Below are 16,361 nucleotides of genomic sequence, written 5' to 3' on the forward strand. Positions count from 1 at the left end.
GTCACTGATGGGCAGTGACGGGAACCAAGTGACCGACCGCCCCCGAGGCGCACAAGCCGGCGGATCCTGTCTTACCCGTAGGCAATGGCACAAGGTGTTGTAGCTTTCAGGACGTAACGCGTAGGGCGGTTAAACGGGTTGAGGAGAATGTGTTTAATCGGTGAAGAATCGTAGTGTTCCTTTACCTGGAAGCAGCCGTTCATAACGGCCCGCATCAATCCCCCCGCCCCACCTCCCGCCGCGCCTCACTCTGATATTCCCGCGGGCACTTGCTGAACCGTGCGCGAAACTCGCGGGAGAAATGCGCGCCATCGGAGAAGCCGCAATCCATGGCGATTTGCGTGATGCTGCTGTGGCTGTTGAGCAGCAGCCAGGCGCCGTACTCGACGCGTAGCGAGCGTTGGAATTCCATGGGTGACATGCCCAGTGACAGCTGGAAAGCGCGGGTCAATTGGCGGCGGCCGAGGCCGACGTAGCGGGCGATGGCGTCGAGTGTCGGCAGGCTGTCCATGCGCTGTTCGATGTAGTGCGCGGCCTGGCGCACGCGTTCGTCTTTGATGTCGGCGAGGTTGGCGTAGAAGTGGGCTTGCGGCTGCCGGCCCTGGCGGATGCCTTGCAGCATCATGTGCCGCACCGCTTGCTGGGCTTTTTCGCGGCCGCAGTGCCGGGCGACCAGGTACAGGGCCAAGTCGATGGCGGCGGTCGAGCCGGCGCAGGTGATCAGGTCGCCTTCGTCGATGAACAGGTGATCCACCGCCGCCGGGGTTTTGGGGAAGCGCGCGCGGAAGGCATCCAGCACGTTCCAGTGCACGCACACCGCGCGACTTTCCACCACGCCCGCCTGCGCCAGGGCAAAGGTGCCGGTGCAGATGCCCAGCAGACGCGTGCGGCTCTTGGCCACCCGTTGCAGCCAGTCACGCAAAGCACTCGGCAAGTGGGTGTTGAGGTAATCGTTGCCGCCGCAGATGGCCACGTAATCGAACGCGTCCAGGTCTTGCGCCAGGCCGCCGGAGACTTCCAGCGAGATGCCGGCGCTGGAGGTACGCGGCAAGCCGTCGACGCTCATCACCGTCCACGCCGTGTGGATCTGCCGGCTGCCGCCGCCCAGGTCGGCGGACAGGCGCAACACGTCGACGAAACCGGAAAACGCCGCCAGGGTGAATTGGTCGAGCAGCACCAGCCCCACCGACAACTGCGGGCGGTTGCTCCCCTCGGACGCGAGGGAGGCAGGTGGGCTGGACTTTATCTGGCTCAATTTTGGCATGACCTAACTATTCAACTTTAAGTCCCTGAAGTGCAAGCGTTGAAAACGCCACGGCGAGCAAGATGCAGGCAAGGGGAACAGTCCAATAACGCAATAGAGGACACATGATGAAACTGCAGACAGAAAAGAAAATCACCGCTGCTCTTTGGGCTACGGCCTGCCTCTCCTCGCCGGCCGCCATGGCCGACCCGCAAAAACTGACCGTGGCGTTGTACGGCGGTAACTGGGGCGAGGCCTTCATCAAATGTGTTGCAGAACCTTTCACCAAAGCCACCGGGATTGCCGTGGCGTCCGAAGTCGGCACCTCCACCGTGACCCTGGCCAAGCTGCAGCAGCAGAAATCCAGTCCGACCATTGATGTGGCGTGGATGGACGGCGGCATCAGTGAAATGGCCCACGCCGCCGGGGTGGTCGCCGATCTCGACGCCGCCGCCATTCCCAATCTGAAGAATGTGCAAGACAAAGCCCTTTACAGCGACGCCGGCCACACATTCGCCGTCAGCAGCGGTTTCTACTCCCTGGGCCTGACTTACAACACCAAGGAAATCCCGGAAGCGCCGACCAGCTGGAAAGACCTGTGGAAACCCGAGTACGCCGGCGCCATCGCGCTGCCCTCGCCCGCCAACTCGTCCGGAGTGCCGTTTGTGTTTTTCATGGCGGATGTCTGGGGTATCGACCGCAGCAACCTCGATGCCGTGTACAGCAAGCTCGGCGCGCTGGACACCGCGTTGTTCTTCGACAGTTCGGGCGCTGCCACCAACGCGTTCCAGAGTGGCGAAGCGATCATCGGTGCGCACTTTAACGTCGGCGCGTGGGACTTGATCGACAAGGGTGCGCCCATCGGTTTCACCATTCCCAAGGAAGGCGCCTGGGCCACTGACGCACGTTTGCACTTGATCAAAGGCGCGAAAAACCCCAAGGCCGGCGAGCAGTTCATCAACACCGCCCTGACCAAGGAAGCCGCCTCGTGCCTGGCTGGCAAGTTGTACCTGGGGCCGGCGGTGAAAGACGTGGAAGTTGCCGAAGACGTGGCGCGCAAGTTGCCGTGGGGTGTCGGCGGTTCGATCGACAGCCTGCGCTTGTTCGACTGGGCCCAGATCAACGCGCAGCGCAGCAAGGTTACCGATGACTGGAACCGCAAAGTCACCGCCAAAAACTAGCTCAAGAGGTCTGCAATGTCAGTTTTGTTGAGCATCGACAGTGTCTGTAAAAGCTTCGGGCCGTTCCAGGCGCTGGACAACATCCAACTGGACATCGAGCAAGGCGAGTTTATCGTCCTGCTCGGCCCCAGCGGCTGTGGCAAGACCACGTTGCTGCGTTCGATTGCCGGGTTCATGCAACCGGATTCCGGCACCATCGCTATCGACGGCCAGGACGTCAGTCGCCTGCCGCCCTACCGTCGGCCGCTCAATACCGTGTTCCAGAATTACGCGTTGTTCCCGCACCTGACCGTGCTGGAAAACGTCGCCTACGGGCCTCGGCGCCAAGGCGTCGGGCGTGCCGAAGCGCGGCAAAAAGCCCGGGAAGCGCTGGCGATGGTCGGACTCGAAGCACTGGAAGATCGCTTCCCGCGCGGCATGTCCGGCGGCCAGCAGCAACGGGTGGCGTTGGCGCGGGCCATCGTCAATCAACCGAAGCTGTTGTTGCTCGACGAACCGCTGTCGGCACTGGACATGAAACTGCGCAAACGCATGCAGCTTGAGCTCAAGCACCTGCAAGCGAAATTGGGTATAGCGTTCATCTTCGTCACCCATGACCAAGAAGAAGCGATGACCATCGCCGACCGCATCGTGGTGATGAATGCCGGACGGATCGAGCAGGTCGGCGCCAGCAGCCAGATCTACAGCGCCCCCGCTTCGCGTTTCGTCGCCGACTTTATCGGCGAGGCCAACCTGATCAGCTATCAGGCCAGTGACAACGGCGAGGTGCGCCTGGCGATCCAGCACAAGCCGCTGCGCCACCCGGCACGCGACCTGTTGCCGCGCGGCGTGGCCGTGTTGCGGCCGGAGCATGTGCAGGTGCTGGACGCCTCGACCCCGGAAAGCGCCAGTTGCCATGAACTGCACGGCACCGTGACCGATATCGTCAGCGTGGGCAGCCACACCCTGGTGCATGCGCTGATCGACGGGCAGCCCATCGTCGCGCGGACCATGGGCCTGCCACCGTCAGGCCTGACCACCGGCGGCGCCGTGCGCCTGGGTTACAACCCGGCGCACGTGCACCTGATCGGAGAGCCGGTATGAAAAGGACGGCGCTCGTTCCGTGGATGATGCTGTTCGGCGCCCTGGCGTTTTTCGCCGCGTTCTTTCTCGCGCCGTTTGTGGTGGTGATCTTCGCCAGCCTGACCGACAACGCCGATAAATCCCTGACGCTGCAGCACTACATTCGGGTGCTGGGCGATCAGTACCACTGGGACGTGATCCTGGTGACGTTTCGTATCGCCGCGTTGACGACGCTGGTCTCGCTGCTGCTGGGTTATCCGCTGGCCTGGTATCTGGTGCGCGTGGTCAAGTGGCGTGCTTGGCGCCGGGCCTGTGTGATTCTGCTGGTGGTGCCGATGTTCACCAGCAACATCGTGCGCTCGTTCGGCTGGATGGTGCTATTGGGACGCAAAGGCCTGGTCAACCAGAGCCTGATGGACACCGGGCTGATTGACACGCCGGTGCGTTTCCTTGGCACTGAACTGGGCATCCTGATCGGCATGGTCTACATCCTGCTGCCGTTTATTGTCCTCGCCGCTGGCAATGCCCTGGCGCAGGTCGACCCGGCCTACGAACAGGCCTCCGACGACCTGGGCGCCAGCCCCCGCGCGACCTTCTTTCATGTGGTGCTGCCGCTGACCATGCCCGGGATTATCTCCGGTTCGATCATGGTCTTCACCCTGGCGGCGAGTGCCTACGTTACGCCGGCGCTGCTGTCCGGCGGGCGGATCTCGGTGCTGTCGATGCTGATTTTCCAGCAATACAGTTCAGTCTTCGATTTCAACTACGGCGGAGCGCTGAGCGTCGTGCTGCTGATCTTTACCCTGGTAATGGTCGGGCTGGCCGGACGAGTCGGCAGTGTCCGGGGGAGCAACCAATGATCACTCAATTGCTGATCCGTCTCGTGGCCTGGGCCGTGCTCGGCTACATGCTGTTGCCGCTGGTGGTGATCCTCGGCGTCTCGGTCACCGCCTCGTCCTTCCTGGCCTTTCCGCCGCAAGGCTGGACGCTGGATTGGTACGGCAAAATGCTTGGCGACCCGAGCTACGTGGCGTCCTTTGCCACCAGCACCGTGCTGGCCCTGGCGGCCACCGTCGTGGCGGTGTTGCTCAGCGTGCCGGCAGCCTTGGCGATGGCCCGCCATGACTTTCCCGGCAAGAGCACCATCCTCGCCGCGCTGACTTCGCCGCTGGTGTTTCCGCACATTGTGCTCGGTGCGGCGCTGTTGCAGTTCGGCAGTTATTTCGGTCTGACCCGCAGCTTCCTCGCCTTGCTGATCGGCCACACCATCATCATCTCGCCCTTCGTCCTGCGCTCGGTGTTGTCGATGCTGACGCCGGAGCAACGGGCCTTGGAAGAAGCGTCCAGCGACCTCGGCGCCACCCCCTGGGCGACCTTCTTCCTGGTGGTGCTGCCGCAGATCCGCCCGGGGCTGGTGACCGGGTCGATCTTTGCCTTCATCTCGTCGTGGATCAACGTCGAGCTGTCGATCTTCAACACCACGCCCGACCTCAACACCATACCGGTCAAGCTCTTCAACTACGTGCAGTACACCGTCGACCCGACGATCGCCGCCGCGTCCGGCGCCACCATCATCGTGGTGGTAGTGGCGGTGATCATTCTCGATCTGTGCATCGGTCTCGACCTGTTATCCGAACGCAAATAATCCCCCCAAACATCCCGTCAGCCAGGAGTTCAGTCATGCGCATGCAAGACACGTTCGATGTCATCTATACCCATACCGAAGGCGAACCATTGTGCATCGTCCACAGCGGCATCCCCTACCCGGCCGGTTCCAGCATCCTCGCCAAACGGGGGTTTCTGGAGCAGAACTACGACTGGCTGCGCAAAGCCTTGATGCAGGAACCGCGCGGCCATAAAGACATGTTCGGGGTGTTCCTCACACCGCCGTCGAGCAGCGAATTCGACGCCGGCCTGATCTACATGGACGGCAGCGTCTATTCGCACATGTGCGGCCACGGCACCATCGCCGTGAGCATGGCGATGGTCGCGTTGGGCCTGGTGCCACGCGGTGAAAACGGCATCACCAAGATCCGTTTCGAAACCACCGCCGGGCTGGTGGTGGCCGAGGTCGCGTCGGAAGGCGACACCGTGCTCTGGACCCGTTTCGAAAACGTCCCGGCCTACGTCGCCGCCCAGGACATCCCGATTCACCTGCCGGGCTACGGCGACCTCAAGGCTGACCTGGTGTGGGGCGGCAACTACTTCGGCATCATCGACCTGAGCCACTGCGACCTGCGCATCAGCCCGAACAACGGCAGTGAACTGTCTCGCCTCGGCCTGTTGGCCCGCGACCAGATCAACCAGCAGATGAAGATCCAGCACCCGACCGAGGCGCACATCAACGACCTGAACTTCATCACGTTCTGGCACCCGGCAACCATCGAAGGTGCGTTCTACAAAAACGTCCATGTGTTCAGCGCCGGCCAGCTCGATCGCTCGCCCGGCGGCACCGGCACCAGCGCGATGATGGCGATGTTCGAAGCACGCGGCAAAATGGGCATCAATCAGCCGATCCTGTCCGAAGGTCTCTTGGGCAGCGGCACGTTCGAAGGCTGCCTGCTCGGCGAAGTCGACCTCAACGGCACCCGCGCCGTGCGCCCGACCGTCAAGGGCACCGCGAGCATCCTCGGCACCTCGCGCTGGGTGATCGAGCGCAATGATCCGGTCGGCGCAGGTTTTGTCATTCACTGATTCGGCCACGCGCCATCCACTGGCACCAACGCCCGGGCACCGTCTCGGGCGTTGTCGATTGCGGCTGCCGACGCGGGCAGCCAGGCATGCCGGCCCCTTGAGCGGGTCAGGCGGAGGGATTGACCACCCGAATGTCCGTCAGCCCCACACGCTCGGCTTGCTCCAGAATCTGCTCAGGCGTCGCGTCGGCCGACGGCATGATCAAACTGTTCTCGGCGTCGCCCAAGTGCAGTTCCAGCAAATGCATCGCGGCCTCGTGCGCGGGCAGTTCAGGTTGGTCGAGGTCAAACCCGTGGCGACGGGGTTCGCCGTTGAAACGGTAGTCGAGGGTGTAGAGGCTCATGGGGCGGTCCTTGTTATTGGATTGCTGTGATTGGGAGGATGGAACTGATTTTTCTGACGCAACGGTCAGCTTTAAGTTCGATTTGGCACTCTGGTGATTTCAGCCGTTTGATTCGTGCTCACTCGTTTAATTGTCCCGCCTGAGTTGACAGTCAAACCGTTTTCAAGCGCTTTTTCCTTTCCCGGCAGACCATTAATCTGGGCCCATGTTGAACGCAGCCGCTCAACTCACTCGAAAAACAACTCAACGACTACCCACCATTAAGGATCTCATCATGACCAACGCCACTTACAACCGCCTGAATAAAGACGACGCTGTAGTGCTGATGATCGACCACCAGACTGGCCTGATTTCCCTGGTCCAGGACTTCTCCCCGAACGAGTTCAAGAACAACGTGCTGGCCCTGGCGGACGTCGCCAAGTTCTTTGAATTGCCAACCATCCTCACCACGAGTTTCGAGCAAGGCCCGAACGGCCCGCTGGTGCCGGAGCTGAAAGAAATGTTCCCGGAGGCGCCGTACATTGCCCGTCCTGGCCAGATCAATGCCTGGGACAACGAAGATTTCGTCAAGGCAATCAAGGCCACCGGCCGCAAGCAACTGATCATCGCCGGGGTGGTGACCGATGTCTGCGTAACCTTCCCAACGCTGTCGGCCCTGGCGGAAGGCTTTGAAGTGTTCGTGGTCACCGATTCGTCCGGCACCTTCAACACCACCGTGCAGCAGGCGGCGTGGAACCGCATGACCCAGGCGGGCGCACAGATGATGAACTGGTTCTCGGTGGCCTGTGAGCTGCAAGGCGACTGGCGCAACGACATCGAAGGCCTGGGCAATCTGCTGTCCCAGCGCATCCCCAACTACCGCAACCTGATGAACAGCTACTCGGCGTTGACCTCGCGCCAGGCTTGATCCTTCAGCTGTCGAACAAAGGCCCGTCATTGCGGGCCTTTGTCGTTGCGGTAAAACGACAATCCCGCCACCGGCAACCTCACCTGTGAACCCTCGTCACAGCGCGTATGACGCATCAAGGGCTAATCCGCGGTCCCACGAGCGCTTAAGGTGTCCCGTTATGACTGTCTGATTGACAGCCCACGACAACAAAAAAAGCGTTCAATCGAGGTACAAGCCGATGCGTGGTGATACAGACAAGGTGACAAACCAATTAGGCAACGGGCTGAAGAGCCGGCAGGTCACGATGATTTCCATCGGCGGCGTGATCGGTGCCGGCCTGTTCGTGGGTTCGAGCAACGCCATCGCCGCTGCCGGGCCGGCAGTACTGGTGGCTTATGCGTTCGCCGCGATGATCGTGGTGCTGGTGATGCAGATGCTCGGCGAGATGGCGACCGCGCGGCCGGACACCGGCTCCTTCTCGTCCTATGCGGACCAGGCGATCGGCCGTTGGGCCGGGTTTTCCATCGGCTGGTTGTACTGGTGGTTCTACGTGCTGGTGATCGCCATCGAAGCGATCGTTGCCGGCAACATCCTCGGTGACTGGTTGGGCATCCCGCATATGGTCGCGGCGTTCGGCATCACCGCTGTGCTGATCGCCTGCAACAGCCTCAGCGTCGGCTCGTTCGGCGCCCTCGAATACTGGCTGTCGTTGTTCAAAGTGGTGTCGATTGTCGGCTTCATCATCCTCGGCGTGCTGGCGATCATGGGGCTGTTGCCGGGCTCTTCCACCAGCGGCATGTCCAACCTGTACGCCAACGGTGGATTCGCGCCGAATGGCAATGTGGCGATTGTCGCGGCGTTGCTGACGGCGATGTTCAGCTTCCAGGGCAGTGAAGTGGTGACCATCGCTGCTGCCGAATCGAAAGACCCGAAAGCCAATATCAAGAAAGCCATTCGCGCGGTGGTGTGGCGCCTGGGCCTGTTCTACCTCGGTTCGATGTTCGTGGTGGTGTGCCTGATCCCGTGGAATGCGCCGAGCCTGGCCCAGGGTTCCTATCAAGCGGTGCTGAGTGCGATGAACATCCCGTGGGCCCCGGAAATCATGGGCATTGTCGTGCTGGTGGCGGTCACCAGTTGCCTCAACTCGGCAATTTACACCGCCTCGCGCATGGCCTATTCCCTGGCCCGACGCGGCGATGCCCCGAAAGCCGTGTCGCGCACCACCGCCCAGGGCGTGCCGTTGCTGGCGGTCGGGCTCACCTCGCTGGCGGCGCTGGTGGCCCTGGCGTTCAACTACATGCTGCCGAAACAGGTGTTCCAATTCCTGCTGGCCACCAGCGGTGCCTTGGCCTTGTTGATGTACCTGGTGATCGCGATTACTCAGTTGTGCATGCGCCGCAAGTTAGTCGCCCTCGGCAAACAGCTGGAAGTGCGGATGTGGTTGTTCCCCTACCTCACGCTGCTGACCATCGCCTTGATTCTGGTGGTATTCGGCATCATGGCGGCCTTCCCCGGGCAACGGGCGGAATTGCTCTCGACCCTCGGCCTGACTGCCGTGCTGGTGATCATCGGTGCCTGGTTGCAGAAGTCGCAGCCAGAGTTGTCCGCGCAGCGCAGCGCCATGGCCATGCCTGAAGAGGCGGCCGCGCCCAGAGCGTTTGCCTGATCAACCGCTATGACTGGCCGTCATAGCGCGTGTGCCGACCGAGGCCTTTTTCCCGGCCCGGCGCATCCCTAACCTGCACTGACTCCGGCGTTTCAGCGCCGGGGCTCCAAAGAACTTACTGTGGAAGTCCTCATGACCTTAGCCCCCAAACCCGACGAACTGGCGATCCCTTATCAACTGCCGCAAGTGCCGTTCATGTCCCCGGACATGGTCCACCCCGGTGTCCTCGGCCAATGGCTGGAAGACGATCAGTTGTGGGTGCCGGTGACCGCGTCGGTGTCCTTCAAGCCGCTGCTGCTCAGCGTGTCCGGTGGTTATTACATCAACCTGCTGCGGGTGCGCCAGAGCGGCGTGCTGTCGCGTCATCGCCACAGTGGCGGCGTCCATGCACTGGTGCTCAAGGGCCGCTGGTACTACCTGGAGCACGATTGGGTCGCCGAAGAAGGTTCGTTCGCTTTCGAGCCACCGGGTGAAACCCACACCCTGTTCGTGCCCGAAGGCGTCGACGAGATGATCACCTGGTTCCACGTCCAGGGCGGCTACACCTACGTCGACCCGCAAGGCGTGGCGGTCGGCTACGAAGACGTGTTCACTAAACTGGAAAGCGCCCGCGCGCACTACAAGAGCCTGGGCCTGCCGGACGATTACATCGAACGTTTCATCCGCTGACGGCCAACGCCCACTCGACTGGCGCGCGGGCCGCGCCGGTTGTCACACCGGCGCGGCGCTGCCAGTCTGGCGGCAGTTACCGGAGGCAGACATGGACAATTATTCGCAATTACTGGCATTTCTCTGGACCACCGAGCACGGCAACTTCTCCGCCGCGTCGCGTGCCCATGGGTTGACGCCATCGGCCATGAGCAAGCTGATTTCGCGGCTCGAGGATCGCTTGCAGGTGCGGCTGTTCCAGCGTGGCACCCGCAGCCTGACCCTGACCGAAGAAGGCGCGGCCTACCTGGTCAGTGCCCGCGCGGTGTTCAATGCCATGGCCGAAGCCGACTCCCTGGCCGAGGCGTTTCCAACCCGGGTCAGTGGTTCGTTGCGCCTGCACACCATGACCAGTTTCGCCAAGCACCAGATCATCCCGTGGCTGCCGGAATTTCTCGCCGCCTACCCCGGCCTGACCATCGATGTGCAGGTGGGCGCGCAGTTTTCCGACCAGTTCGACCAGGGCCTGGACGTGGCGATCCACAGCGGCGTGCTGCCCGACTCCACGCGCATTGCCCGCAAGATCGGCCAGAGTCGCTGGATCATCTGCGCCTCGCCCGCCTACCTGGCGCGGCATGGCACGCCGGAGCAACCGCTGCAGTTGCTTGATCACACCTGCTTCAGCTTCGGCTTCAACAGCGTGTGGAACAACTGGGATTTTCTGCTCAACGGCAAACGCATCACCGTACCGGTGGTGCCCAAAGCCACCTTCGCCCAAGGTGACTTGCTCCGCGACCTGGCGCTCGACGGCGCGGGCATCGTGCGCCTGGCCGAGTTTCATATCGGCCAGGACATCCGCGAAGGACGCCTGGTACCGCTGCTGGATGCGTTCAGTGCCGACAGTTTCGAACCGATCTACATGATCTACAGCAATCGCAAACACCTGAGCCCGAGGATCCGCGTGTTCCGCGATTTCCTCGAACAAAAACTTGCGCAGAGCCCGTGGAATACCAGCGGCCCTTGAGCCCTGGCAAATCCGCGATGAATGATTTTGCCGGTCCGCGAACCGGCGATTCACCTGCCCTCACAACAGAGGTTTCACATGCGTAATCTGGTTGGCGATGTTTCCAGCGCCGCTCGCATCCTGCCCGAACTCAACGGCGAAAGCCTGTGCATCCGCAACGCCCACGGCGCTTATCTATGGGACACCGAAGGCAGGCGCTACATCGACACCGCGCTGGGTTTCGGCGCCGTGTTGCTCGGGCATGCCAACGAACAGGTGAACGCTGAAGTTGCCGGCGCCCTCGCCGACTCGGCATCGCCGTCGTGGGCGCATGTCCGCGAGCCGATTGCCGCCAGCGCACTGGCGACGCACACCGGCGCTTTGAGCAAAGTGATTTTCACTAACTCCGGCAGCGAAGCCGTGCACCTGGCCTGTCGCGCCGCCCGCGCGTTCACCGGGCGCGGCAAAATCGCCAAGATGGCGGCGGGCTTCGATGGCTGGTTCGATGACGTCAGCTTCGGCAACGTCGCCTCCCGCGAGGCCGGTTTCGCCGACGGTCAGCGGCCCTCCACCCCGCGCACGACGCTGCTGCGCTTTAATGATTTCGCTGACGTCGAGCGGCTGTTCGCCGAAGACCCGGACATCGCCGCAGTAATCCTTGAACCGATGCTCGCCAACGCTGGCTGCATCATGCCCGCGCCGGGCTACCTGGCGCATGTGCAGCAAGTCGCCCACCAGCACGGCGCGCTGCTGATCTGCGATGAAGTGCTGATGGGTTTTCGCCTGTTCCCAGGGCTGGCCGGTGTGCAGGCCGGGCTCGATCCGGACCTGGCTTGCGTGGGCAAGGCCATCGGCAACGGCGTGCCGGTCTCGGCCATCGTCGGCAAGCCGCACATCCTCGCCGGTTTCGAGGAAGGTCGCGTGCTGCGCGGCGGCACCTTCAGCGGCAACCCGCTGGCATGTGCGGCGGTGACCAGCACCCTCGCCCTGTTGGACGACGCCGATTACCAACGCTTGATCGAGCGCGGCGATCGGTTGCGGATCGCTGTGGAATCGACGTTCAAGGCCCAAGGCATCGTGGTCAGCACCAGCGGCTACGGCAACGTGTTCGCTCTCTGGCCGTCGGCGCAGCCCCCGGTGAACTACGAAGAGGCGCACGCCTTCGCCAATGCCGAATTCAGCCAGGCGCTGCACCTCGCGTTGAGACAAGCCGGGGTGTTGATCATGCCGTCGCCGTATGGGCGGGTGTATTTGTCGTTCGAGCACAGCGACGCCGTGGTCGAAGAAATGAAGACGGCGTTCGAAGCCGCTGCCGTGAATCTGGCACCGCGCTTCGCGGCCCGTTAATGATTTGATGAAAACCGCGCCGCTCTACGGGCGGCGCGGTCATCTGGCGCGGTGTTAGAAGCTGTAATCCGCCGTGACGAACAACGAACGCGGCTCGCCCAGCAGCCATTGCTGGCCGTTGTTGCTGGAGGTGGTCGCGTACTGGCGGTCGAACAGGTTGTTCAATTGCAGGCCCAGGGTCAGGTCAGGCTGGATACGCCAGTCGAGGTTGGCATCGAACACGCTGTAGCTTGGCACCGTGGTCTGGTTAGCGTTATCCGCATAACGCGCATCGACGTAGCGCACCCCCGCGCCGGCATTGAAGCGTTCGGCGAAATCCTTGCTCAACCACAGGTTGGCAGTCCGGCGCGGTACATCGACCGGCCGGTTGCCCTGGAAGTCCTGGCCGCCGCTGGCGAAGTCGTCGTACTCGGCGCGTACGAATGCGGCGTTGGCCGACAGTTGCACCGCGTAAGGCAAGCTCAGTTCCAAAGTCGCCTCGATGCCGTCCGAGGATTGCTGGCCGATCTGCTGCTGGATCGTCGGGTTGGCCGGGTCGGTGCTCAGCAGTTTCTTTTTGACGATGTGATACGCCGCCAACGTCCATTCGCCACGGTCATCGAGGAACTGCTGCTTGAAACCCACTTCAGTCTGCTTGGCCTTGGTCAGGTCCCACTGCTGCTGGCCGGCGCTGAGGGTCAGCAGGTTGCTGACACCCTCGGTACTGGTGGCGTACTGGCCGTAGACCGAGGTGTCGTCGGTCAGCGCAAACACCAGTCCGGCGCGGTAGTTCTCACCGGTCAGGCTGCGGTCGCTGCGGGTGTCGGACAGCAAATCATGCCGATCAAGGTGCACCTGATCACGGCGCGCCCCGGTGATCAGCGACAGACGTTCGGTCAACTGGGTGCGGTTCTCGGCGAACAGCGAGAACTGCCGCGCCTGATTACCATCCCGCGAGCGGTACGGGTCATCACTGACGTACTGCCCGCCACCGGACTGCGCCATGGGCACGCTGTCGCTGTAGGTGTTACCGAAGTCATGCTTGCGCAGGAAGCGGATCGAGTTGTAGTCGGCGCCAACCACCGTGCGGCTGTCGAGACCGAACAGACTGTGGTCGAAGGTGAAACTCTGGCGATCGCCGACCTGTTCCTGGGTGTGTTTGATGCTGATGAAGTCGCTGCGGCCGATTTGCTCGCCGGGCTGCCAGGTATAGGTTTCCGCGTTGCGCCAGCGCCGCTGGGTCTTGAGGAAATACAACTGATTGCTGGCGGTGATTGCATCGCTGATGCGCCAATCGGTCACCAGCCGCGTCGACTGATCGTTGTAGTGCAGCTCGGCATTGTCGACGTTGTAATTGCGATCACGCAGGCGTTCGCGGTTGTGCCCCTGCACCAGCGGCGTGCCGAAATACTGCTGCGGATTCTGCTCACCGTAGTCGTGGGACAGGCTCACGCTGAGGTCTTCCGACGGCGCCCAGCGCAGTGACGCGCTAAGGGCCAGGCTGTCGGAGTCGCCGCGATCGACCCAGCCGTTGCTCGCCTGTCGATTGATGTTGAGCCGATAGCTGAGGGTGTCGGTCAACGAGCCGCCGCTGTCCAGCGCCGCTTGCCGGCGATCATCCGAGCCGTAGCCCAGGCGCAGGCGATTGCGTATCTCGCCCTCGAACGGCTTCTTCGGCACCACGTTGACCACCGCGCCGGTTGCGCCTTCGCCGTACAGCACCGAGGCCGGGCCACGCAGGATATCGATGCGCTCCACCGACCAGGTGTCCACCGGGAACGTCACCGTACCAGCGCCCACGTACAGCCGCGTGCCGTCATAGAGCTGCATGATCGAGCCATGCCCGGTAAAGCCGCGCGCCGACAACGCGGTGCCGCCATTGCCCGGCGAGCCGATGAAGCTGATGCCCGGCGAACGGGTCACTGCGTCCTGCACCGTGGCGTTGTTGCGGCGCTGGATCTGCTCCGCGCTGATGCGGCTGACGCTGGCCGGAGTTTGCAGCGCCGTGAGGTTCAGCCGCGAACCGGTCGGCACCACGGTGTGCAGGTCGGCCGGCGCTTCGGTGCTGTGCACGGTTTCAGTGATGGCCGTGGTCGGCAACGTCAGGGTGGTGTCGTCTTCAGCGGCCTGGACCGGCAAGACAAACGCCAGGCACGGCGCGATACCGGCGCGCAGGGACGTGCCGGACAAAGTGTTGAACAAGGATTTACGGGACATGTCGTTCCAACTCGAAACAGGAATGAATGAATCCCGGAGGGAACAACGCATAGGGAATCGCGGGCGCGCAAAAGCCCACGGAAACCGGCCTGCGCCCGCCCACCGCGGGTTTGCCACACAAAGCTTCAGGCCGGTCTCCGGGCTTGCGAGGGTCATGAAGCATTCACCTTCCCATGCCGGAGCACAGTGGTCTGTCGAATGCTTCGCTCGCTTACCGTTGCGGGGGCAGCACCGGACTAGTCATCGAAACGACGCACCGGTTTCCCGTTTCACCTCATACACGGCGGCATGAGGCACCTGAAACAGGCGCGCATCTGACCACTGGTGGCGGGCAGAGTCAATGTGCGATGGGGTTCGTTCGAGGTGTTTGCTGGCAGGCGAATAGCTCTCGCGAGCAGAGGGTTGGGTGATGGATGCCGTTCGCCTGAACACTGGAGCTCCGGTGTGCGAGCCTGCTCCGGGCGACGTTTCGACGAAGGCTATTCACCGCCCGGTGAGTGCGTTGCGGATGCCCTCGACACCTTGGGCCTCACCAACGGACACCCCGAACAAAACTCCACCGGCTCACACACTTCATACCAAAAACAACAGGTCCGGCGGAACCGGACCGCTTTGCCCCCCTCCACCACCGTCAATGGCCGACGGAAATGCCCCAGCGGGTTGTACCCCAACCCAAACACTGCAGGCGCCGCCTCTTCCAGCAACCAGTGAAAATCTTCGGCACAGCGCTGGCGAATCAGCGGATCGTCGATCAGACCCATGCGTTTCTCATACAACGAATACACGCGCACCGCCGTGTTCTCCCACAGGATCCGCCGGGAAATACCGCTGACCCGGTTGAAGGTTTGCCACAACGGTGCCAGCAGCCCGGCGAACAAGTCGCCGACGATCGCCTCACGCCAGGCCTCGCGCTGGCCCGGCGCATAACTTTGCGGTGTGTGATCCGCCAGCGGCAGCGACGAACTCCAGCGACCCTCGTCATAACCGTATTCCAGCACCGCGTTGTCCAGTGTCAGCGGCAGGCCCCGGTCGCACGCCGACAGCGCGTACAAACAGGCACCGGTGGCGAGAAAGGAAAAACGCTTGGCCAGCAGCGATGCGGTAATACTGCGAGTCGGCGAACCGATCACCGGCCCCAGTTGATCGAGCAACTGCGCGCACACCTCATCGTCCAATAGCGCCCGGGCACTGACCGAACGCTGCATATCGCGCGCGGCCAACGGCTTAAGGCGCAGCGCACCGGACAACAGCGCCCAGTCCTGCACGCTGAACATTTCGCTCAGCGACATGGCGGCAGCTCCCGGCCGAACGGAATGCACAGCGGCGTGCCGAAGAACGGGTCGGCGATGATCCGGCAATTGAGGTTGAACACCTGCTTGACCAGCGCTTCATTGAGGATGTCCGCCGGGCGGCCCTGGGCGAACGCCGTGCGCTGGTGCACCGCTACCATATGATCGGCGTAGCGACAGGCCAGGTTGAGGTCGTGCAGCACCATGATGATGGTCTTGCCTTGCTGGCGATTGAGCTCGCGCAGCAGGTCCAGCACTTCGATCTGGTGCGCCAGGTCGAGGAAGGTGGTGGGCTCGTCGAGCAGCACGATGTCGGTGTCCTGAGCCAGCGTCATGGCGATCCACACCCGCTGGCGCTGGCCGCCGGACAACGCATCCACCGGCCGCTCGGCCAGTTCCAGCACGCCGGTCTGGCGCATGGCGCGCTCGACCATGGCCTCGTCTTCGGCCGACCATTGCTGCATCCAGTTCTGATACGGAAAACGCCCCAGCGCCACCAGTTGCCGGACGCTGATGCCCTCCGGCGCAGAGGGCATTTGCGGCAGGATCGCCAACTCCCGCGCTACGGCGGCGGTGGAACGGCTGTGGATGTCGGCGCCATTGAGAATCACCGAACCCTGCTGCGGTTTGAGCAGCCGCGCCAGGGCTTTGAGCAAGGTGCTTTTGCCACAGCCGTTACTGCCGATCAACACCGAGACCTGGCCGGCGGGCAATTGCAGGTCCAACCCGTCGATGATCACCTGGCGCTGATAGCCCAGGGTCAACTGTCGAGTCGCCATCGAAGCGGTCATAAAAAATCC

At 62.6% G+C, this 16,361-nt stretch carries 15 protein-coding genes and 1 riboswitch; of the genes, 10 read left to right on the forward strand and 5 right to left on the reverse strand.

Annotation, left to right across the window (positions count from 1 at the left end; all coding sequences use genetic code 11):
- Positions 1-214: 214 nt before the first annotated feature.
- A complete protein-coding gene (locus tag RG836_RS08800) occupies positions 215-1,255 on the reverse strand; it encodes a GlxA family transcriptional regulator (RefSeq protein ID WP_310844801.1) in 1,041 nt (346 codons plus the stop codon).
- Between the two features lie 116 nt (positions 1,256-1,371).
- Here RG836_RS08800 and RG836_RS08805 point away from each other — a divergent pair, with 116 nt between their 5' ends.
- Genes RG836_RS08805 through RG836_RS08825 form a run of 5 tightly spaced genes read left to right on the forward strand, consistent with a single transcriptional unit; the run spans position 1,372 to position 6,180 of the window.
- Positions 1,372-2,424, forward strand: coding sequence for an ABC transporter substrate-binding protein (locus RG836_RS08805; protein ID WP_310844802.1), 1,053 nt, complete (start codon positions 1,372-1,374; stop codon positions 2,422-2,424).
- Between the two features lie 15 nt (positions 2,425-2,439).
- Positions 2,440-3,507 carry an ABC transporter ATP-binding protein gene (locus RG836_RS08810; protein ID WP_310844803.1) on the forward strand — a complete coding sequence of 356 codons (1,068 nt, stop codon included), beginning with the start codon at positions 2,440-2,442 and terminating at the stop codon, positions 3,505-3,507.
- Positions 3,504-4,346 (forward strand): ABC transporter permease, encoded by an 843-nt coding sequence (locus tag RG836_RS08815; protein ID WP_310844804.1) that lies wholly within the window; start codon positions 3,504-3,506, stop codon positions 4,344-4,346. The genes RG836_RS08810 and RG836_RS08815 overlap by 4 nt, the downstream gene beginning before the upstream one ends.
- Entirely contained in the window at positions 4,343-5,131 is a 789-nt protein-coding gene (locus RG836_RS08820) for an ABC transporter permease (RefSeq protein ID WP_310844806.1), read from the forward strand. The genes RG836_RS08815 and RG836_RS08820 overlap by 4 nt, the downstream gene beginning before the upstream one ends.
- A 35-nt stretch (positions 5,132-5,166) precedes the next feature.
- Entirely contained in the window at positions 5,167-6,180 is a 1,014-nt protein-coding gene (locus RG836_RS08825) for a proline racemase family protein (protein ID WP_310844807.1), read from the forward strand.
- A 106-nt stretch (positions 6,181-6,286) separates the two neighbouring features.
- On the opposite strand, the gene RG836_RS08830 is transcribed toward RG836_RS08825, so the two are convergent.
- A complete protein-coding gene (locus RG836_RS08830) occupies positions 6,287-6,523 on the reverse strand; it encodes a hypothetical protein (protein ID WP_310844809.1) in 237 nt (78 codons plus the stop codon).
- 274 nt (positions 6,524-6,797) lie between these two features.
- Here RG836_RS08830 and ycaC point away from each other — a divergent pair, with 274 nt between their 5' ends.
- The 5 genes from ycaC to RG836_RS08855 all read left to right on the forward strand — a co-directional run bounded on the left by ycaC (position 6,798) and on the right by RG836_RS08855 (position 12,076).
- Positions 6,798-7,430, forward strand: coding sequence for an isochorismate family cysteine hydrolase YcaC (ycaC, locus tag RG836_RS08835; RefSeq protein ID WP_310844811.1), 633 nt, complete (start codon positions 6,798-6,800; stop codon positions 7,428-7,430).
- A 220-nt stretch (positions 7,431-7,650) separates the two neighbouring features.
- Positions 7,651-9,078, forward strand: a complete 1,428-nt coding sequence (locus RG836_RS08840; RefSeq protein WP_310844812.1) for an amino acid permease — start codon at positions 7,651-7,653, stop codon at positions 9,076-9,078.
- Between the two features lie 132 nt (positions 9,079-9,210).
- The gene (locus RG836_RS08845; RefSeq protein WP_310844814.1) at positions 9,211-9,747 is read left to right on the forward strand and encodes a 2,4'-dihydroxyacetophenone dioxygenase family protein; all 537 of its coding nucleotides are present in this window, start codon (positions 9,211-9,213) and stop codon (positions 9,745-9,747) included.
- A 91-nt stretch (positions 9,748-9,838) separates the two neighbouring features.
- Positions 9,839-10,750 carry a LysR family transcriptional regulator gene (locus RG836_RS08850; RefSeq protein ID WP_310844815.1) on the forward strand — a complete coding sequence of 304 codons (912 nt, stop codon included), beginning with the start codon at positions 9,839-9,841 and terminating at the stop codon, positions 10,748-10,750.
- A gap of 78 nt (positions 10,751-10,828) precedes the next feature.
- The gene (locus RG836_RS08855; protein WP_310844816.1) at positions 10,829-12,076 is read left to right on the forward strand and encodes an aspartate aminotransferase family protein; all 1,248 of its coding nucleotides are present in this window, start codon (positions 10,829-10,831) and stop codon (positions 12,074-12,076) included.
- A 54-nt stretch (positions 12,077-12,130) separates the two neighbouring features.
- Here the strand turns inward: RG836_RS08855 and RG836_RS08860 are convergent, their stop codons facing one another.
- The 3 genes from RG836_RS08860 to RG836_RS08870 all read right to left on the reverse strand — a co-directional run bounded on the left by RG836_RS08860 (position 12,131) and on the right by RG836_RS08870 (position 16,352).
- Complete coding sequence (locus RG836_RS08860; protein ID WP_310844818.1) at positions 12,131-14,272, reverse strand: TonB-dependent receptor; 2,142 nt, start codon at positions 14,270-14,272, stop codon at positions 12,131-12,133.
- 111 nt (positions 14,273-14,383) lie between these two features.
- Positions 14,384-14,588, reverse strand: a riboswitch (cobalamin riboswitch).
- Between the two features lie 163 nt (positions 14,589-14,751).
- Positions 14,752-15,561 carry an IucA/IucC family C-terminal-domain containing protein gene (locus RG836_RS08865; protein ID WP_310844819.1) on the reverse strand — a complete coding sequence of 270 codons (810 nt, stop codon included), beginning with the start codon at positions 15,559-15,561 and terminating at the stop codon, positions 14,752-14,754.
- A complete protein-coding gene (locus RG836_RS08870; protein ID WP_310844820.1) occupies positions 15,552-16,352 on the reverse strand; it encodes an ABC transporter ATP-binding protein in 801 nt (266 codons plus the stop codon). The genes RG836_RS08865 and RG836_RS08870 overlap by 10 nt, the downstream gene beginning before the upstream one ends.
- Positions 16,353-16,361 lie beyond the last annotated feature (9 nt).

The sequence above is a fragment of the Pseudomonas rhizozeae genome, assembly GCF_031583775.1.
Lineage (GTDB): Bacteria > Pseudomonadota > Gammaproteobacteria > Pseudomonadales > Pseudomonadaceae > Aquipseudomonas.